The organism is Enterobacter sp. ECC-019, from assembly GCF_043974075.1.
In the GTDB taxonomy this organism is placed as follows: Bacteria; Pseudomonadota; Gammaproteobacteria; order Enterobacterales; family Enterobacteriaceae; genus Enterobacter; species Enterobacter asburiae_D.
The window spans coordinates 3,259,966-3,279,278 of sequence record NZ_CP143759.1 but is presented as its reverse complement, the minus strand read 5'-3'; the positions used below and the strand labels follow the sequence as shown (position 1 = coordinate 3,279,278).

The window sequence follows — 19,313 nt, the reverse complement described above, 5'->3', positions numbered from 1 at the left end:
ATGACGAGCGTGATGAGTGCTTCTTCACCTTCGCCTCTGCGCGTTGCCATCATCGGTGCCGGGCAGGTCGCGGATAAAGTGCATGCCTCGTATTACGCCACGCGCAGTGATGTTCAGATGGTGGCTGTCATGGACAGCCATCCTGAACAGGCTCGGGCGTTTGCGGAACGTCATGGTATTCCCTCGGTATGGCAGGATGCGCGAGAGATGCTCGAGGCGGTTAAGCCGGATGCGGTGAGCGTCTGTTCGCCTAACCGGTTCCATTTCGAGCACGTCATGGCAGCGCTGGAAGCGGGCTGCCACGTAATGTGTGAAAAACCGCCGGCTATGACGCCGCAGGAGGCCGATCGGATGCGCATGGCCGCGCGCAAGGCGGGAAAAGTGCTGGCGTATGATTTTCACCATCGCTTTGCCCTGGATACCCAGCTGCTGCGCGATGCGGTAATAAACGGAACGCTCGGCGAAATTTACTTCACGTCTGCGCAGGCGCTGCGCCGCTGTGGCGTGCCAGGCTGGGGCGTCTTTACCAACAAAATGCTTCAGGGCGGTGGGCCGCTGATTGATATCGGCATCCATATGCTCGATGCCGCGATGTACGTGCTGGGGTTTCCGGCGGTAAAAAAGGTGACGGCACGCGGCTTCCAGAGGCTGGGAAACCGTAAAAGCAGCGGCCAGTTTGGCGAGTGGGACCCCATGCAGTTTACCGTTGAGGATGCCCTGTTTGGCACCATTGAATTTTGCAACGGTGGCCTTCTGCGTCTGGACACCTCCTTTGCACTTAACATCCGCGAACAGTCCATCATGAACGTTGCATTCTGCGGTGAAAAGGCGGGGGCGACGTTATTCCCGGCGCACATTTACAACGACGAAGCCGGTACTTTAGTCACCCTCACGCAGCGTGAAGAGGCTGACGATCAGCGTCATATGCGCAGTATGGATGCCTTTGTTCGCCATGTGCAGGGAGAACCCGTCATGATCGCTGATGCAGAGCAGGGGCTGGTTATCCAGCAGCTTGTCGCCGCGCTGTATGAATCAGCAGAGACAGGGGAAAGCGTGACGTTATGCTAAACGTGTCTGTATTAACCGACCCCGGCTTTTGTCCACACAGCCTTAATAAATACGCCTCCATCATGGCCTGCGGTAATGGCTACATGGGGATCCGGGCTGCGCATGAAGAAGATTACACCCAGCAAACCCGAGGCATGTATCTTGCAGGTCTCTATCATCAGGCGGGGCGTAATGAGACCACTGAGCTGATCAACCTGCCGGATGTCATCGGTATTGATGTTGAACTGGATGGCGTAAATGTCACGCTCCTGTCAGGCGAAATTCTTGAATGGCAGCGCGAGCTGGCATTTGCCAATGGCGAACTTCGTCGCAGCGTCGTCTGGCGCTCGCCTGACGGGAAACGCTATCGTCTGGAAAGTCGTCGTTTTGTGTCGCTGGTCCAGTTGCCCTTAGTGGCCATGCAGCTTTTGATTACACCGCTTGATGCCGCCACGCAGGCCGTGCTGAAAACCGGCATTGATGCAACGCAAACGAACAGCGGCAGACAGCATCTGGATGAAATGTCGGTCAGAGTGTTCGACCAGCAATACATGCAGGGCGTGTATGAAACGCAGGACCGAGCGTCAGAAGTTGTTGTTTCGGCGTTTTGTCAGCTCTCTGCGAAGAGCGACAGCTGTTTCACCGCCAAGAATCGTCGTCTCAGCGTTCATCATTCGCTGACGATTGCGATGGGTGACACTGTCACGCTCGAGAAAATCGTCTGGGTGACGCATCGCAGTGATAAAGCGCTGTCTCAGGTGTCTTTCGCGCGCAACGCGCTGGCCGATCTTAAGGTGTGTGCGGCAAGAGGCTACGACGCGTTGCTTGAGAGTTCATCTTATGCCTGGGAAGAGGTCTGGCGTGACGCTCGGGTGGAAGTGGACTCTGCGGAGTATCAGGATCAGATGGCGCTGGATTACGCCGTCTGGCATCTAACCGCGATGACGCCAGCCCATGACGAACGCAGCAGTATCGCCGCCAAAGGGCTAACGGGCGAGGGGTATAAAGGCCACGTCTTCTGGGATACCGAAATTTTCCTGCTGCCTTTTCATCTGTTCACCCGCCCGAAGATAGCCCGAAGCCTGCTGCGCTATCGCTGGCTTAATCTCTCAGGGGCACGGGAAAAAGCCCGTCGCAACGGCTGGCCCGGTGCGTTGTTCCCATGGGAAAGTGCCGCCAGCGGCCTGGAAGAGACGCCGGAGTTTGCGGCTATCAACATCCGAACCGGCACGCGTCAGAAGGTGGCCTCCGCGCTGGCGGAACACCACATCGTGGCGGACATTGCCTGGGCCGTCGTCGCTTACTGGCAGGCAACGCACGACGATGCCTTTATGCGAAATGAAGGCATCACGCTGCTGATGGAAACCGCGATGTTCTGGATGGGCCGCGCAACGGAAATTAATGGCCGTCTCGAAATCCACGACGTTATCGGACCGGACGAATACACCGAGCATGTGAACAACAACGCGTATACCAACTATCTGGCCTGGCATAACGTTGCCTGCGCTCGCCATTTTATGGCGATGTTTGGGCGCGAGGATGAAGGTTTTACGCAGAATGCCGCACGGTTCCTGACGCGCCTATGGCTGCCGGAGGCCAATTCAGACGGTGTGATCCCGCAGGATGATACCTTCATGGCAAAACCTGCCATCGATCTGAGCCGCTACAAAGCCAAAGCGGGTAAGCAGACCATTCTGCTCGATTATTCCCGCGCGGAAGTCAACGAGATGCAGATCCTTAAGCAGGCCGATGTGGTGATGCTTACCTACCTGTTGCCGGAGCGGTTTACCCCGCAGCAATGTGCCGCCAATCTGGCCTTCTACGAGCCCCGCACGATCCATGACTCTTCGCTGAGCAAGGCCATTCACGGCATTGTTACCGCCCGCTGCGGTGACACCGAAGGTGCCTACGCCTTCTGGCGTGACGGCGTCGCCATTGACCTTGGGGACGACCCGCACAGCTGCGATGACGGGATTCACGCTGCTGCGACCGGCGCTATCTGGTCCGGCGTCGTTCAGGGCTTTGCCGGTATGCAGATAGTGGAAGGGGAGCTGCACCTTGCGCCCAGGTTGCCCGCCCACTGGCGAAGACTTGCTTTCCCCCTGCGCTGGCGGAACGCAACGCTGCACTTTACGTATGAAAACGAGGTTTTAACCATTGAAACTTCGGCGCCGGCCACGTTGACGCTGTGGGGCAAAACGCTACACGTATCGGGGCATAAGGTTTGCGCCTATAAGGACTTTCTTGCATCTGTAAATGGGACCGCTACCACGGAGGTGCGCCATGACGCTTAAGGCTGTTGTATTCGATCTGGACGGTGTGATCACCGATACCGCACACCTCCATTTTTTGGCCTGGCGTGCAGTGGCGGAGGAGATCGGCATCACCTTCGACGACGTGTTTAATGAACAGCTGAAGGGCATTAGCCGCATGGATTCCCTTCAGCGCATCCTGAAGCATGGCGGGAAAGAGGGGATGTTTAGCGATGAGCAGTGCCTCGCGCTGGCGACGAAAAAAAACGCGCTCTATGTCCAGTCTCTGGCGTCACTGACGGAAGATTCACTGCTTCCAGGCATTCGCGACATGCTGGCGGATATCCGTGCGGCGAACGTCAAAATTGGGCTCGCCTCCGTTTCCCTGAATGCCCCTGGCATATTGCGTGCCCTGGGCATTCAGCACGCTTTTGATTTTTGCGCTGATGCTTCCCTCATTGTCTGTTCGAAGCCAGACCCGGAGATCTTCCTCGCCGCCTGTGCTGGCCTGAATGTGCGTCCTGAAGAGGCCATGGGTATCGAAGATGCACCTGCAGGCGTTGAGGCGATCAACGCGGCGGGAATGCTGTCGGTTGGGATTGGATCTGGCCTGAACCATGCGGGATTACAACTTCGTTCAACGCGGGAACTGACCTGGAAATGCCTTACCGAGTTTTGGGCATCCCGGACGTATTGATAAGGAATTAACAATGGCTCAACTGTCTCTGAAACACATTCAGAAAATCTATGATAACCAGGTCCACGTGGTTAAGGATTTCAATCTCGAGATCGAAGACAAGGAGTTCATCGTCTTCGTCGGGCCTTCGGGCTGCGGTAAATCCACGACGCTACGTATGATTGCCGGTCTGGAGGAGATCAGCGCGGGGGAACTGGTCATTGACGGGGTTTGCATGAATGACGTGCCTGCCAAGTCTCGCGATATTGCGATGGTGTTCCAGAACTATGCGCTTTATCCGCATATGACGGTCTACGACAACATGGCGTTTGGCCTGAAGATGCAAAAAATTGCGCCTGCGGTTATCGAAGAACGCGTTAACTGGGCGGCTCAGATCCTCGGATTACGCGAGTACCTCAAGCGCAAACCGGGCGCGCTGTCCGGCGGCCAGCGTCAGCGCGTGGCATTAGGCAGGGCGATCGTGCGCGAAGCCGGCGTGTTCCTGATGGATGAACCGCTCTCCAACCTCGATGCCAAGCTACGCGTGCAGATGCGGGCTGAAATCAGCAAGCTGCACCAGAAGCTTAACACCACCATGATTTACGTGACCCACGATCAGACGGAAGCCATGACGATGGCGACCCGCATCGTGATCTTAAAAGACGGCATTATTCAGCAGGTCGGTGTACCGAAGCAGGTGTACAACGAACCGGCAAACATGTTTGTCGCAGGGTTCATTGGTTCGCCAGCCATGAACTTCATTCGCGGCGCTATCGACGACCGCTATTTCGTCACGGAAACGCTGCGTCTGGCGATCCCTCATGACAAGCTCGCTTCACTGAATGCCGCAGGGTATCAGCGCAAAGCCGTGGTCTTTGGGATCCGCCCGGAAGATATTCTCACGCTGCAGAGCAGTGGTGAGAATATCGCGGCGAAAGTCAGCGTAGCCGAACTGACTGGCGCGGAGTTCATGCTCTACGCCACCGTTGGCGGCCATGAGCTGGTTGTTCGCGCTGGAGCCGCGAATGATTATGCCGCTGGGGATAATATCGATATTCAGTTCGATATGAATAAGTGCCATTTCTTCGACGCTGAAACCGAAGCGGCTATTAGATAAGAAAGGTGTTTGCCGGGAATGTAAATTTCCGGTTTTTTCGTTTGTTAATTATAAAGGGAATATCTAATGAGTACTCTACTAAGAAGTGCTGCGCTCGTTTTGTGCGCAGGAGTTAGCTGTGCACAAGCATCAGAAACAGCGAAACAGTGGGAATTTAATATTGGTGCGATGTATGAAATCGAAAACGTTGAGGGGCAGGGCGACGATAAAGATGGATTATATGAACCTTCCGTGTGGTTTAATGCAACCTGGGACGCGTGGACTATTTCGCTGGCAATGTACCAGGAGGGGCCGGTTGATTACAGCAGTATGACCCGTGGAACCTATTTCGACCGTCCTGAATTTGAATTACGCTATCGCTTTATCGGAACCGATGATTTTACTTTCGGTCTGACCGGCGGTTTCCGTAATTATAGTTATCATTTTAAAGATGAGCACGGTGCCAGAGACGGCAGCGCGAATATGCAGCGCTACAAAGTTCAGCCTGACTGGGATATTAAATTATCCGATGACTGGCGTTTTGGCGGCTGGTTTGCCATGTATCAGTTTGCCAATGACCTGGAGAAAACCGGTTACTCTGACAGTCGCGTCGAAACTGAAACGGGCTTTACGTGGACCATTAACGAAACCTTTGCCGCCAAAGTGAATTACTATTTGGAGCGCGGTTTCAATATGGACAGTTCCCGTAATAACGGCGAGTTTTCTACCCAGGAAATTCGTGCCTATCTGCCCATTTCGTTAGGCCAGACCACCCTGACGCCTTATACCCGCCTGGGGCTTGATCGCTGGTCGAACTGGGACTGGCAGGACGATCCTGAACGTGAAGGACACGATTTCAACCGACTCGGCCTTCTCTACGCTTACGATTTCAACAATGGTTTATCCATGACACTGGAATACGCCTATGAGTGGGAGAACCATGATGAAGGCGAAAGCGACCGCTTCCACTATGCGGGTGTTGGCGTAAACTACGCGTTCTGACCAACGGCACGCCAGGGGTACAAAGCCCCTGGTTTTAGCGAAGGGAAGCAGCCAACAAAAAGTGGGTATCAACAAGTACTTTTTGCGGGGCGGGCTGACCCGCAATACGCCTGAAAAGAAGATCGCAGCTCTCTTCCCCCAGTTTTCGGGTCGGGATATCAAAGCCGCCTAGTGCGGGCGTTAAAATAAGTGACAGCATCGGGTCACTGTATCCGGCTATCACCACCTGCTCCGGGATCATCAGGTTCAACTCATCCGCCGCGCGATACAGGCTGAGCAACTTCATGCTGTCGGTAGCAAACACAGCATCAGGCGGCGTGGGTGATGACAACAGTTCCAGAGATGCTGCAAGCGCGCTCTCATGGGTATAACCGCCATCCCTGATCCAGTCCGGGTTAAGAGCAATATGGTGCTTTTCCAGACTGGCTTTATAACCCGCCAGACGATCGATCGAAACATGATAATCAAGCGGTGCATGCAGACAGGCAATTTTCCGGCGACCGTTTTTTATAAAACTTTCGGTCAGCGTGGCGCTGTCATGAAAATTATCCGTATCGACGGAATAAATATTCTGATACTCACCTTCCACTTTGCCAATAACCACTACCGGTACGCCATACGCATCCAGCGTGGTGAAAAAGGATTCATTTGCGGGTGAACTCAGCATAATGATCCCTTTGATCATCTTCTGTTTTATTTTACTCACACATTTCAGCAGATCGTCTTCGCTGCTTTTTGACGTTTGTAAAATAACATCAAAGCCTTCTTCTTCCGCTTTTGCCGTAATGGCATGAAGGACATCGGAGAAAAAAGGATTGCCGGCAGTGGTTTTGGTTGAACGGGTAGAAATAACCATAATGGCATCGAAGCCTGAAGAGGTCAGGGCGCGGGCCAGTTTGTTGGGCTGATAATTTAATTCGTCAATCGCCTTCAGCACTTTGTCGCGTGCTTCGGGAGAAATATTCGTTTGTTTATTCAGAACGCGGGAAACGGTTGATTTCGATACGCCCGCAACCCGTGCGATATCATAGATGGTGGGTGACATACACCTTACTCACTCCGGACTGACAGCAATGCTGTTCATCTTACTGGAGAGAAAACGGCAATAGCAATAAATAAGAATTGATAATCAACGATCTGCCCCCATTTATTGTATTCTGAATCCATGCATTCAAGGCTTCCAGGCAACGAAGGACGGCGATGAAGCGACTTAAACACGAAATCAATTCACTGGTGAACCGTGGCGTTGACCGTCATCTGCGTCTGGCCGTGACGGGGCTGAGCCGCAGCGGTAAGACGGCGTTTATCACCGCGATGGTAAACCAGCTCCTGAACCTGCACGCCGGGGCGCGTCTGCCGTTGCTTAGCGCGGTGCGGGAAGAGCGTCTGCTGGGCGTGAAGCGCGTACCACAGCGTGATTTTGGTATTCCACGCTTTACCTATGACGAAGGGCTGGCACAGCTCTACGGCGATCCGCCCACGTGGCCGACGCCGACGCGAGGGGTCAGTGAAATTCGCCTCGCGCTGCGTTTTCGCTCGAATGAATCCCTGATGCGCCACTTCAAGGATACCTCCACGCTGTACCTGGAAATCGTCGATTACCCCGGTGAATGGCTGCTCGACTTGCCGATGCTGGCGCAGGATTACCTCAGCTGGTCCCGTCAGATGACGGGCTTGTTGCAGGGGCAGCGCGCCGGGTGGTCGGCCAAATGGCGACAGCTGTGCGAAGGCCTGGACCCGCTTGCGCCGGCAGATGAGAACCGTCTTGCAGCCATTGCCGAAGCCTGGACGGCGTATCTGCATCAGTGCAAGCAGGAAGGTTTGCACTTTATTCAGCCGGGTCGCTTTGTCCTGCCGGGTGATTTAGCGGGTGCGCCTGCGCTTCAGTTCTTCCCCTGGCCGGATGTGGATGGGGTGGGTGAGTCGACGCTGGCGCAGGCTGACAGGCACACAAACGCCGGGATGCTGCGCGAGCGTTACAATTACTACTGTGAAAAAGTGGTCAAAGGATTCTATAAAAACCACTTTTTGCGATTTGACCGTCAGATTGTGCTGGTGGATTGTCTACAGCCGCTCAACAGCGGGCCACAGGCTTTCAACGATATGCGGCTTGCGCTGACGCAGCTGATGCAAAGTTTTCACTACGGACAGCGGACGCTGTTTCGCCGTCTGTTCTCACCGGTGATCGACAAACTGCTCTTTGCGGCCACGAAGGCCGATCACGTCACGGTCGACCAGCATGCCAATATGGTATCGCTGCTGCAGCAGCTGGTGCAGGACGCGTGGCAGAACGCCGCCTTCGAAGGGATTAGCATGGATTGCCTTGGGCTCGCGTCCGTGCAGGCGACGCAAAGCGGGCTGATTGACCTTAACGGCGAGAAAATACCGGCATTACGTGGGAACCGGCTCAGCGACGGTGAACCGCTTACCGTGTATCCAGGCGAAGTGCCTGCGCGGCTACCGGGTCAGGCCTTCTGGCAGAACCAGGGCTTCCAGTTTGAAGCCTTTCGCCCGCAGGCAATGAGCGTCGATCGGCCATTACCACACATCCGTCTGGATGCGGCGCTGGAGTTTTTGATTGGAGATAAATTGCGATGACGGAACCGTTAAAACCGCGCATAGACTTTACCGGAACGCTTGAGCAGGACCCTCAGGAGGCGTTCAAAACCGCGCAGACGTTCAGCGGCACGCAGGCTGATAACTTTGCCCCGGCCCTGACTGAGGAGCCGGGCGTCGAGGAAGGTCCGGCAGAGGCGGTTGTGGAAGCCGCTCTGCGTCCAAAACGCAGCCTGTGGCGCAGGATGGTCACCGCCGGTCTGGCGCTGTTTGGCGTAAGCGTGGTTGGGCAGGGCGTGCAGTGGACGATGAATGCCTGGCAAACTCAGGACTGGGTCGCGCTGGGCGGATGTGCCGCGGGCGCGCTGATTGTGGGGGCGGGCATCGGGTCGGTTACCACCGAGTGGCGTCGGCTCTGGCGATTGCGCCAGCGCGCGCATGAGCGTGATGAAGCGCGGGATCTGCTCCACAGCCACGGTACCGGGAAAGGCCGTGCATTCTGTGAAAAGTTGGCCAGCCAGGCCGGCATCGATCAGTCGCATCCGGCGCTTCAGCGCTGGTATGCCGCCATCCATGAAACCCAGAATGACCGGGAAGTGGTGACGCTCTACTCCCATATTGTTCAGCCGGTGCTGGATGCCCAGGCACGACGGGAGATCAGCCGCTCTGCGGCGGAATCCACCCTGATGATTGCCGTCAGCCCGCTGGCGCTGGTCGATATGGCTTTTATCGCCTGGCGCAACCTGCGCCTGATCAACCGTATTGCGAACCTTTACGGCATAGAGCTGGGTTATTACAGTCGGCTCAGGCTGTTCAAACTGGTCCTGCTCAATATCGCGTTTGCCGGAGCGAGTGAACTGGTGCGCGAAGTGGGCATGGACTGGATGTCGCAGGATCTGGCGGCGCGTCTTTCTGCTCGTGCCGCCCAGGGTATCGGCGCGGGATTATTGACGGCGCGTTTGGGGATTAAAGCGATGGAGGTCTGCCGTCCGCTGCCGTGGATTGATGGCGATAAGCCCCGGCTGGGGGATTTCAGGCGTGAACTGATCGGCCAGCTCAAAGAGACGCTCAATAAAAAACCTGCTCCGTGAGGTTTTGTTCACTAATCGTGCTGGCTGTCAATATTTGTTGACAGCCATCTTCCGGATCACCGTGTTCTGACATATCATTTTACTGTTATTGGCTTAAAACGGTGAATTTCCCATGCGTCTTGAAGTCTTCTGTGAAGACCGTCTCGGTCTGACCCGCGAATTACTCGATCTTCTTGTTTTACGTAGCATTGATTTACGTGGCATTGAGATCGATCCTGTCGGGCGAATTTACCTCAATTTTGCCGAAATTGAATTTAATACCTTCAGTAGCCTGATGGCTGAAATCCGCCGTATCGCTGGCGTTACGGATGTACGCACCATTCCCTGGATGCCATCTGAGCGTGAGCATCTGGCGCTGAGCGCGCTGCTGGAAGCTATGCCTGAGCCGTTCCTCTCCCTGGATTTGAAAAGCAAAGTTGAGCGCGTTAACCACGCGAGCTGCCAGCTTTTCGCGCAGAGCCAGGAGAAGCTCAGCAATCATAACGCTGCGCAGCTGATCCCCGGCTTTAACTTCCAGCGCTGGCTGGACAGCAATCCGCAGAATACGCTTAGCGAGCATGTGGTGATTAACGGGCAGAATTTCCTGATGGAGATCACGCCGGTCTATCTGAAAGGGGAAGGGAATACCCGCGTGTTGACCGGGGCGGTGATCATGCTGCGCTCGACGTTACGCATGGGCCGTCAGCTGCAAAACCTCTCCAGTCAGGATGTCGGTGCATTCAGCCAGATTATTGCCGTCAGCCCGAAAATGCGCCATGTGGTTGATCAGGCGCGCAAGCTCGCAAGCCTGACCGCGCCGCTGCTGATTACCGGGGATACCGGCACCGGGAAAGACCTGCTGGCTCACGCCGTGCATCTGGCGAGCCCGCGTGCGGCCAAGCCTTATCTGGCACTTAACTGCGCCTCTATTCCGGAAGATGCTGTTGAGAGCGAGCTGTTTGGTCACGCGCCGGAAGGCAAGAAAGGGTTCTTCGAGCAGGCTAACGGCGGCTCCGTGCTGCTGGACGAGATCGGCGAAATGTCGCCGCGTATGCAGGCTAAGCTGCTGCGTTTCCTGAACGACGGAACGTTCCGCCGCGTCGGTGAGGATCACGAAGTGCATGTGGACGTGCGCGTCATTTGCGCCACCCAGAAAAACCTGGTTGAACTGGTGCAAAAGGGGATCTTCCGCGAGGATCTCTATTACCGCCTCAACGTCCTGACGCTGAATATTCCACCGCTGCGCGATTGTCCGCAGGACATCATGCCGCTAACGGAGCTGTTCGTCGCCCGCTTTGCCGACGAGCAGGGGGTGCCGCGTCCGAAGCTGTCTGCCGATCTCGGCACGGTGCTCATGCGCTACGGCTGGCCGGGTAACATTCGCCAGCTCAAAAACGCCGTTTATCGTGCGCTGACCCAGCTGGAAGGCTATGAGCTGCGTCCGCAGGATATTCTGTTGCCTGATTACGACGCGGGGACAGTGTCTGTCGGCGAAGAGGCGATGGAGGGTTCGCTGGATGATATCACCAGCCGTTTTGAGCGTTCAGTGCTGACGCAGCTGTACCGCAGCTATCCCAGCACCCGCAAGCTGGCAAAACGTCTTGGCGTCTCGCACACCGCGATCGCGAACAAGTTGCGCGAGTACGGTTTGAACCATAAGAAAGGCGACGAATAACAAAAAAGCCTCTGTAAAGAGGCTTTTTGCTTTACGTTTATTCCTTCGCCATCGGCGTGTTAACGATTTCTGTTTTTGTCTCTCCCTGAATCGACGCAATCCTGCTTTCCACGTCTTTCACCTGCTGCGGGTTGTGCAGCAGGGTATAGGTCAGATCAAACTGCGCGCTGGCACCGGGCGCCAGCTGCTTAACCCGCTTCTGCTCGCGTTCAATCGTAACGGGGTAGGCGTAGCTGGTGCCTGGCTCAATGCCCGTGACATAGCCCTGCTTCAGCGTGTCGGTGTTCTTCCATAAGGTCAGCACGGGCAGCTGGCGGGTATCAAACTGGATTGACGCGCCTTTATCTCCGGCTTTATTGACCACTGCCGCGAGCGTTTCGTGGTTATTGTCCGCGAGCGGTTTAATGTTAAAGACCATCTCATCAAAGCCTTTTGTCGGCCCGGCATAGGTTTGCCAGTCGTTAACGCCCGCTTTGGCGTAGTCATTGAACGGGCTCACGCTCACCGCAGGCGCAAGGAAACGGGCACCTTCTTCGAGGATCGGCGTGCCGAAGTTGCTGTGATAGATGATTTGGTAATCATGAGGGTAATCTGCATGGTTTGTCAGAACATCATGCAGGCTGAACTGGTTGGTTCCGGGAACGTAGCGCAGTTCGGTCATGGTTTGCAGATCTGCTTTTTTAAACGTGCTCTCTTTGATCAAACCGCGAACGCGGATCTCATGCGGGGCGGCATCGGCGATTTCAACCTCGACCTGCGAAACCGGGGTATTACCGGCCCTGCCGTGCAGGGTGTAAATTTGCCCGTCCGCGGTGACCGGGTGCCCGGTCCACTCATAGCCACAGCGCACCATCATCTCGTTGAAACCATCCAGCCAGCCGAGACCATTGCGGCTTTCAAGATTGATATAAGCCGGGTTTACGACCTCTTTGACGGGAGAATTCCAACCCAGTCGGGTACCAAAACCTTCTACGTGCAGAAGGTTCATCCCACGGGTCGGGCTCAGGGTGATGGTGAGGCCATCTTTGCTGCTAATAATGATGACTTTGCTGCCTTCCTGCTTACCGCCGTGCAAGACTTTTTGCTCAATGCTGAACGTTTGGTCTTTAACTTTCAGCTCATCACTGGAAATCTTCCAGTTTCCTTTCTCTACGCTGCTTTCAGCGCTTGTCAGCACCCAGGTTTTAGCCGCTGCATGGCCAGAAATCAGTACCGCAAGGAGCGTAAAAGCGAATTTAATCTTCATATATTATCCTTTTTGCTGAAACGATTATTTTCTTTCGTAAGCAAATCTAATGTTTAGACAAAAAGGGAAATGTGATGTGCTTCACTGGAGATAAAAATAGGGGATTTTAACGATTATTATGCGGTATTGATCACGCACATGTTACATATTACCTAAGTTATTGCATGATTAATGTGACTTGCGTGCATCCTTGCTTTAACGATTCAGCTTTAAAGTAATAAAAAACCCCGCCGCGGCGAGGTTGAGAATAAGTTGTATAGAATGCTAAGTACTTATTATGCTTTCAGCACGTCCAGCGCGGCAGTGTAGTCCGGCTCGGTGGTGATTTCGTTAACCAGTTCGCTGAAGACGACAGTGTCGTTTTCATCAAGAACCAGTACAGCACGCGCAGCCAGACCTTTCAGTGGGCCTTCCGCGATGCTGACGCCGTATTTCTCGAGGAAATCTGCGCTGCGGAGGGTGGAGAGGGTAATAACGTTGCTCAGACCTTCGGCACCGCAGAAACGGGACTGGGCAAACGGCAGGTCAGCGGAAATGCACAGCACAACGGTGTTGTCCATTTCAGTCGCCAGCTGGTTGAATTTACGCACGGATGCGGCACAAACGCCGGTATCAATGCTTGGGAAAATGTTCAGTACTTTGCGTTTACCCGCAAACTGAGCCAGTGTGACGTCAGACAGATCTTTAGCCACCAGAGTAAAAGCCTGCGCTTTGCTGCCAGCCTGCGGAATGGAACCTGCAACAGCAACCGGGTTGCCCTGGAAATGAACGAGTTGTGACATAGATATCTTCCTGTTTACATATAGTTAACGTCGGGGCTAGTGTATGCCATCAGCGGATAACACGGCAAACCAAATTTTTCGCCTTTCCGGGCCGCAAGGAGTCAGTGATGAGAAGCGTTAAGGTCTATGAAGAAGCCTGGCCATTGCATACCCCGTTTGTGATCTCCCGCGGCAGCCGAAGTGAAGCCAGCGTGGTCGTGGTTGAAATCGAAGAAGAGGGAGTTAAAGGCGTCGGGGAATGTACGCCTTACCCGCGCTACGGAGAAAGTCCTGCGTCGGTGATGGCGCATATCATGACCCTGGTACCAGACCTGCAAAAAGGGCTCACACGCGAGGCGTTACAGCAGCGTTTGCCCGCCGGGGCAGCGCGCAACGCCATCGACTGTGCGCTCTGGGGCCTTGAGGCCGCTAAGCAGCAGCAATCGCTGACGACCTTACTCGGTGTGGCGCTGCCGGAGTCCGTCGTGACGGCGCAAACGGTGGTGATTGGTGAGCCGGAGCAGATGGCTGCCAGCGCAAAAGCGCTCTATGACGCGGGGGCCACGCTGTTAAAAGTGAAGCTCGACGATCGCCTGATCAGCGAGCGGATGGTCGCCATTCGCTCGGCGGTTCCCTCGGCCACGCTGATTGTTGACGCCAACGAGTCGTGGCATCCCGAGGGGCTTGCCGCGCGATGTCAACTGCTGGCTGACCTGGGCGTGGCGATGCTGGAGCAGCCTCTGCCAGCGAAGGATGATGCGGCACTGAAGAATTTTATCCATCCGCTGCCCGTCTGCGCGGACGAGAGTTGCCATACCCGCGAGAATTTGAGCGCGCTTAAGGGTAGCTATGAGATGGTCAATATCAAGCTCGACAAGACCGGCGGGCTGACAGAAGCGCTGGCCCTGGCGGCGGAAGCGCAGGCGCAGGGCTTTTCCCTGATGCTGGGATGCATGCTCTGCACATCCCGGGCAATCGGCGCGGCGCTGCCGCTGGTCAATCAGGTCCGTTTTGCCGATCTGGACGGCCCGACGTGGCTGGCGGTTGACGTTTCACCTGCGCTTAATTTTACCAGCGGCGTGCTTCATCTTTGAGGCTGCCAGCGCAGAAGCTCCATCATCGCTTTTAGGTAAATTTCGCTGGCTTCGTCGGAGGATATCGGCGGGAATTCAGCGGTGATGCAGGGCAGGCTTAAATCAGCGCACCAGCTTCCGAAGGACCCGGGGGTTTCATAACCCACGCTGGTGACGAGCGGCAGGGCGAAAGCCTGCGCCAGCCACACGCCCAGATCGGAGTGACGCGGATCTTCAATGCAGGCCAGCGGATCGTGGAAGGAGACAACCCATGCGGGGTGGATCTTATGGATAAGCTGGCAAAGCGCCTGCGTTTCCGGCTCCGAGCCGGGTTTGTCTCCCGTCAGCAGCACCACGTCCCGCTCCTCGGCTGAGCTGTTCCAGCGATAAACCGTTTCTCCGGCGCGCCAGTTTGCCGCCGGGAAATTGCGGTTCAGGTCGACCCCCCTCGCATTCGCCCGTAATCCAAGCTGACAGCCATCCGGATTCACGGCAAGAATCACATGATGACGCCGCAAGGAAGGCGTCAGCGTCCGCAGCGCGCAGGAAAGCGTGACGATGGACGAGTTCTCATCTCCGTGCGTGCCGGCAATGATCAAACCGCTGCTGCGATCGGCATCGGGCGCCGGGAACCAGATTAGCGATGCGCCTAAAAATGAGCGGCCATATTGCTCAGCGCCCGGCGGAAAGGCCCCGCGCTCCGCTCGTGGTCGGGTGATTGCCATACGAAATCCTGATAAAGAAGTCTCTACTGGCAGTGTTGTGCAAAACTCGCTGTTAATCAAATAGTTTCCGTGAAGGCTGAGAATTGCCTCAAATCACTATTCCGGACGAAGGTATTTGCATTTCTCTTTTTCGAAACAAATAATTACGCATCTGCTTGTTACCTGAATTCATTAAAGGGGATCTTATGAAGCATCCTGTTTCGCGTCTCTGTGCTGCACTGTACCTGTGCGGACTCTCTACACTCTCGTACGCTGCTGATGTGCCACAGGGCACGGTACTGGCGCAAAAACAGGAGCTGGTCAGGCATATTAAAGACGAACCGGCTTCGCTCGATCCGGCAAAAGCGGTGGGATTACCCGAGATTCAGGTGATTCGCGATCTTTTCGAAGGGCTGGTAAATCAGAACGAGAAAGGGGAACTGACCCCGGGCGTGGCGACGCGCTGGCAGAGCAACGATAACCGTATCTGGACGTTCACCCTGCGCGATAACGCAAAATGGTCTGACGGTACGCCCGTCACCGCGCAGGATTTTGTCTACAGCTGGCAGCGTCTGGTTGACCCGAAAACCACGTCTCCGTTTGCCTGGTTTGCGGCGCTGGCGGGCATCAACAACGCCCAGGCCATTATCGATGGCAAAGCGGCGCCTGACACCCTGGGCGTGACGGCGGTGGATGCCAGAACCTTACGCGTCCAGCTGGACAAACCGCTACCGTGGTTTAGCAACCTGACGGCAAACTTTGCCTTCTATCCGGTGCAAAAAGCGAACATTGAAAGCGGCAAAGAGTGGACGCGTCCGGGCGCCCTGGTGGGCAATGGCGCATACGTCCTGAACGACCGCGTGGTGAATGAAAAACTGGTTGTCGTTCCGAATACTCACTACTGGGACAATGCGAAAACTGTCCTGAAAAAAGTGACTTTCATTCCGATTAATCAGGAATCGTCCGCCACCAAACGCTATCTGGCGGGGGATATTGATATCACCGAATCGTTCCCGAAAAACCTGTATCAGAAGCTCCTGAAGGACATTCCGGGGCAGGTTTATACGCCGCCTCAGCTCGGGACCTATTACTATGCGTTTAACACGCAAAAGGGCCCGACGGCCGATGCCCGGGTTCGTCTTGCCCTGAGCATGACCATCGATCGTCGCATTATGGCTGAAAAGGTATTAGGTACCGGTGAGAAGCCGGCCTGGCATTTCACGCCTGACGTGACGGCGGGTTTTACCCCTGAGCCTTCACCGTTCGAGCAGATGTCCCAGCAGGAGCTGAATGCCCAGGCGAAAACCTTGCTACAGGCTGCAGGTTACGGTCCTCAGCGTCCGCTGAAGTTGACCCTGCTGTACAATACCTCGGAAAACCATCAGAAAATCGCCATTGCGGTGGCGTCCATGTGGAAGAAAAATCTCGGTGTGGATGTCAAACTGCAAAACCAGGAGTGGAAAACTTATATCGACAGCCGTAATACCGGCAATTTTGATGTGATCCGCGCGTCATGGGTAGGCGATTACAACGAGCCGTCGACCTTCCTGTCCCTGCTGACCTCAACCCACAGCGGCAATATCTCGCGTTTCAATGAACCGGCCTACGATAAAATTATCCACCAGGCAACGCTGGAAACCACGGCGAAAGCGCGTAATACGGACTACAACATGGCGGAGAAAATCCTCATGGAGAAAGCGCCCATCGCGCCAATTTATCAGTACACCAATGGTCGTCTGATTAAGCCCTGGGTGAAAGGTTATCCTATCAATAACCCGGAAGACGTGGCGTATAGCCGGACAATGTATATTGAGAAGCACTGACGGTTAACGAGAACTGGCGCATTCGCGCGCCAGTTCTGCAGTACGCGGTATCGCTTCATCCGTTCTGCATGGCCCGATGCCGGGTCTCTATTATTCTAATAATGCACTAAACTTCGCCAGCCACTGCGGATGCGCGGGCCAGGCGGGAGCCGTCACCAGGTTGCCGTCTACATGGGCCTGATCGATGCCGATAGCGGCATAGTGTCCACCCGCGAGGCGTACCTCAGGCGCACAAGCCGGATAGGCGCTACAGGTTCGCCCTTTCAGGATGCCTGCGGCAGCGAGCAGCTGCGGGCCGTGGCACACTGCAGCAATCGGCTTACGCGCGGCGTCAAATGCCTGCACCAGCTTTAACACATCCTCATTTAGCCGCAGATACTCGGGCGCTCTCCCGCCAGGGATGAGCAGCGCGTCGTAGTCCTGCTCTTTTACAGCGGAGAAGTCGGCGTTGAGGACAAAACGGTGACCGGGTTTTTCGCTATAGGTCTGGGCGCCGTCAAAGTCATGGATTGCCGTCATGATGTAGTCGCCCTTCAGTTTATCGGGGCAGACCGCATCCACCTGATGGCCAATCATCTGCAAAGCCTGAAAAGGCACCATGGTTTCGTAATCTTCGGCGTAATCGCCAACTAGCATCAGGATCTTCTTGCTCATCATTCCTCACCTTTTTCAATAAAGATGATTAAGATATAGCCTGGCATGGCTGAATTGCCGGAAATAAAAAAGCCCGTCAGAGCACGGGCAACATAAGCAAATGTATAAGTGATTCGTTATCAACATTTTTGGAGGATAACGCCGCGTATTTTACGCGGCTGTAAGAGAAGCAGATACCTGACATATTCGGTAGGTGAAACAAGCGATTAAACGTGCGTTACGGTGCTTCGAAAGTCGGGTAAAGGCTATTTTCAAGAAATTCGACGAGATACCAGATCTCACCGCTAAAAATAAACCAGAAGCCAAATATAATAAGGAGTAAAATAATTAAGGTGAGTATTATTTCGGTTTTTCCCATTGCAGCTTTAACCCACCTGAAGCTAATTGATTCGAGGTGGGCATTGTAGCGGGGCTTTCCTGGATACTCCAGTTTCATGCAGCAAGGACTTTATTGCGTCCGTCATTTTTTGCGCGATACAGCGCATCGTCCACACGCTTAAACAGCTCGTCAATACTCTCCCCCTGATTGTGCCGCGCCACGCCAATGCTGACGGTAAAGCGAGGCAAGCCGGGGATCGTAATGCGGGCAACGGCCGCACGGATCGACTCGGCAATCTGCAACGCGGTATCAAGAGAGGTATGCGGCAGCAGGATGACGAACTCTTCACCCCCCCAGCGGAACACCATGTCGTTCTCCCGGCTACAGGCTTCCAGCGTTCGCGCGAGGGCGATAAGCACCTCATCCCCTTTCAGATGACCGAACAGATCGTTAATGTTTTTGAAATGGTCGGTATCCACCAGCAGCAGGCTAAATTGCTGCTGCGCAGGAAGTTTATTCAGGTTGCTTTGATCGGTAATTGTGTAGAACTGCCGCCGGTTGAGTAGCCCGGTCATGGAGTCACGTAACGCCGCATGTTCCAGCTCCTGCTCCAGCCTTTTTTGCTCGGTGATGTCGTGGATGATGCACAGCATCAGCTTGTCACCGTAGATCTCAATGGGCCCGGCATACGTCTGAACGTGGCGGGTGGAGCCATCGGCAAGGCGGTGAACAAAATTAAGCGGCTTATGTCCGCCGGGCAGCGCGGCAATCGCAGTCATAATGGGCATTACATCCCGGCCCAGGGTATTGATTTCCCAGGTATGTTTACTGCACATATCATCATGCGAATAACCATAAAAATTGAGCGCGGCCAGATTCGCATCGACGATTTGGCCATCGCGGGCGGGATCGATTAGCAGCATCGGGGCGCTGTTGGTCAGAAAAAAGCGCGCGTAAAAACCCTGTTTTTTCCGCCGGTAGGTGGCGGAACGGCTGGCCTTCAATCCTGAGAGTATTTGTGGGGAGATTCCCTCGAAAACAATCACATCTCCCCAGGGAGCGTAGTGGGCAAGTGAGAGCCGACAGCTTAACGAGGTATCCTGTCCATCCCGGCTTAGCGTCCAGATTTCGACGATCTCCTGCTCTGTTTTCAGCTCAGGTACATACATCGACAGGAGGGTTTGCGCACTGGCAGAGTAGATCCCTTTGCGCAGGTCATCGAGCGTTTTATCCCCCATAACCTGCGTTGCGGCTACATTCGCAAAAATGATTTGTTCCGACACGGGTGAAATGAGCCACACGGGTGTTTTAATTACATTCAACGCATCAAAACAAGGTTGTGACATAGGCATTTCCTGT

At 54.9% G+C, this 19,313-nt stretch carries 17 protein-coding genes; 10 read left to right on the top strand and 7 right to left on the bottom strand.

The genetic code is table 11. The features are described 5' to 3' along the window. The first annotated feature begins 12 nt into the window (after positions 1 to 12). The 5 genes from V1566_RS15580 (at position 13) to V1566_RS15560 (ending at position 6,073) form a co-directional block, all read left to right on the top strand. Positions 13 to 1,068: a Gfo/Idh/MocA family protein gene (locus tag V1566_RS15580; protein ID WP_395303916.1), complete on the top strand. Its 1,056-nt coding sequence runs from the start codon at positions 13 to 15 to the stop codon at positions 1,066 to 1,068. Continuing rightward, the gene (locus V1566_RS15575; RefSeq protein WP_395303915.1) at positions 1,062 to 3,341 is read left to right on the top strand and encodes a glycoside hydrolase family 65 protein; all 2,280 of its coding nucleotides are present in this window, start codon (positions 1,062 to 1,064) and stop codon (positions 3,339 to 3,341) included. Before V1566_RS15580 ends, V1566_RS15575 begins: the two co-directional genes overlap by 7 nt. Further along, positions 3,331 to 3,996 (top strand): beta-phosphoglucomutase, encoded by a 666-nt coding sequence (pgmB, locus tag V1566_RS15570; RefSeq protein WP_395303914.1) that lies wholly within the window; start codon positions 3,331 to 3,333, stop codon positions 3,994 to 3,996. Before V1566_RS15575 ends, pgmB begins: the two co-directional genes overlap by 11 nt. Positions 3,997 to 4,009: 13 nt before the next feature. Continuing rightward, positions 4,010 to 5,092, top strand: coding sequence for an ABC transporter ATP-binding protein (locus tag V1566_RS15565; protein ID WP_395303913.1), 1,083 nt, complete (start codon positions 4,010 to 4,012; stop codon positions 5,090 to 5,092). 66 nt (positions 5,093 to 5,158) lie between these two features. Then, the gene (locus tag V1566_RS15560) at positions 5,159 to 6,073 is read left to right on the top strand and encodes an OmpG family monomeric porin (RefSeq protein ID WP_395303912.1); all 915 of its coding nucleotides are present in this window, start codon (positions 5,159 to 5,161) and stop codon (positions 6,071 to 6,073) included. Between the two features lie 34 nt (positions 6,074 to 6,107). Here the strand turns inward: V1566_RS15560 and V1566_RS15555 are convergent, their stop codons facing one another. Then, complete coding sequence (locus tag V1566_RS15555; RefSeq protein WP_395303911.1) at positions 6,108 to 7,118, bottom strand: LacI family DNA-binding transcriptional regulator; 1,011 nt, start codon at positions 7,116 to 7,118, stop codon at positions 6,108 to 6,110. Positions 7,119 to 7,273: 155 nt separating this feature from the next. On the opposite strand from V1566_RS15555, the gene V1566_RS15550 reads away from it, so the two are divergent. The 3 genes from V1566_RS15550 to tyrR all read left to right on the top strand — a co-directional run bounded on the left by V1566_RS15550 (position 7,274) and on the right by tyrR (position 11,374). Then, complete coding sequence (locus tag V1566_RS15550) at positions 7,274 to 8,671, top strand: YcjX family protein (RefSeq protein WP_395303910.1); 1,398 nt, start codon at positions 7,274 to 7,276, stop codon at positions 8,669 to 8,671. Continuing rightward, positions 8,668 to 9,720: a TIGR01620 family protein gene (locus tag V1566_RS15545; protein ID WP_395303909.1), complete on the top strand. Its 1,053-nt coding sequence runs from the start codon at positions 8,668 to 8,670 to the stop codon at positions 9,718 to 9,720. The genes V1566_RS15550 and V1566_RS15545 overlap by 4 nt, the downstream gene beginning before the upstream one ends. Positions 9,721 to 9,832: 112 nt before the next feature. After that, positions 9,833 to 11,374 (top strand): transcriptional regulator TyrR, encoded by a 1,542-nt coding sequence (gene tyrR / locus V1566_RS15540; RefSeq protein WP_023312028.1) that lies wholly within the window; start codon positions 9,833 to 9,835, stop codon positions 11,372 to 11,374. Positions 11,375 to 11,411: 37 nt separating this feature from the next. Here the strand turns inward: tyrR and V1566_RS15535 are convergent, their stop codons facing one another. Continuing rightward, positions 11,412 to 12,620, bottom strand: a complete 1,209-nt coding sequence (locus tag V1566_RS15535) for an aldose 1-epimerase family protein (protein ID WP_395303908.1) — start codon at positions 12,618 to 12,620, stop codon at positions 11,412 to 11,414. Positions 12,621 to 12,895: 275 nt separating this feature from the next. Beyond that, positions 12,896 to 13,402 carry a thiol peroxidase gene (gene tpx / locus V1566_RS15530; RefSeq protein WP_023335907.1) on the bottom strand — a complete coding sequence of 169 codons (507 nt, stop codon included), beginning with the start codon at positions 13,400 to 13,402 and terminating at the stop codon, positions 12,896 to 12,898. 107 nt (positions 13,403 to 13,509) lie between these two features. Here tpx and ycjG point away from each other — a divergent pair, with 107 nt between their 5' ends. After that, on the top strand, positions 13,510 to 14,475 hold the full coding sequence (gene ycjG / locus V1566_RS15525) for an L-Ala-D/L-Glu epimerase (protein ID WP_395303907.1): 966 nt from the start codon (positions 13,510 to 13,512) through the stop codon (positions 14,473 to 14,475). Here ycjG and mpaA read toward each other — a convergent pair. Next, positions 14,466 to 15,179 carry a murein tripeptide amidase MpaA gene (gene mpaA / locus V1566_RS15520; RefSeq protein ID WP_395303906.1) on the bottom strand — a complete coding sequence of 238 codons (714 nt, stop codon included), beginning with the start codon at positions 15,177 to 15,179 and terminating at the stop codon, positions 14,466 to 14,468. The genes ycjG and mpaA overlap by 10 nt on opposite strands. A gap of 185 nt (positions 15,180 to 15,364) precedes the next feature. On the opposite strand from mpaA, the gene V1566_RS15515 reads away from it, so the two are divergent. Next, on the top strand, positions 15,365 to 16,981 hold the full coding sequence (locus V1566_RS15515; protein WP_395303905.1) for an ABC transporter substrate-binding protein: 1,617 nt from the start codon (positions 15,365 to 15,367) through the stop codon (positions 16,979 to 16,981). 90 nt (positions 16,982 to 17,071) lie between these two features. Here the strand turns inward: V1566_RS15515 and V1566_RS15510 are convergent, their stop codons facing one another. The 3 genes from V1566_RS15510 to V1566_RS15500 all read right to left on the bottom strand — a co-directional run bounded on the left by V1566_RS15510 (position 17,072) and on the right by V1566_RS15500 (position 19,300). Further along, positions 17,072 to 17,635, bottom strand: coding sequence for a DJ-1/PfpI family protein (locus tag V1566_RS15510; protein WP_395306002.1), 564 nt, complete (start codon positions 17,633 to 17,635; stop codon positions 17,072 to 17,074). A gap of 217 nt (positions 17,636 to 17,852) precedes the next feature. Continuing rightward, positions 17,853 to 17,993 (bottom strand): Ecr family regulatory small membrane protein, encoded by a 141-nt coding sequence (locus V1566_RS15505; protein ID WP_395306001.1) that lies wholly within the window; start codon positions 17,991 to 17,993, stop codon positions 17,853 to 17,855. Between the two features lie 74 nt (positions 17,994 to 18,067). Continuing rightward, the gene (locus V1566_RS15500) at positions 18,068 to 19,300 is read right to left on the bottom strand and encodes a diguanylate cyclase domain-containing protein (RefSeq protein ID WP_395303904.1); all 1,233 of its coding nucleotides are present in this window, start codon (positions 19,298 to 19,300) and stop codon (positions 18,068 to 18,070) included. Between the last annotated feature and the right edge of the window lie 13 nt (positions 19,301 to 19,313).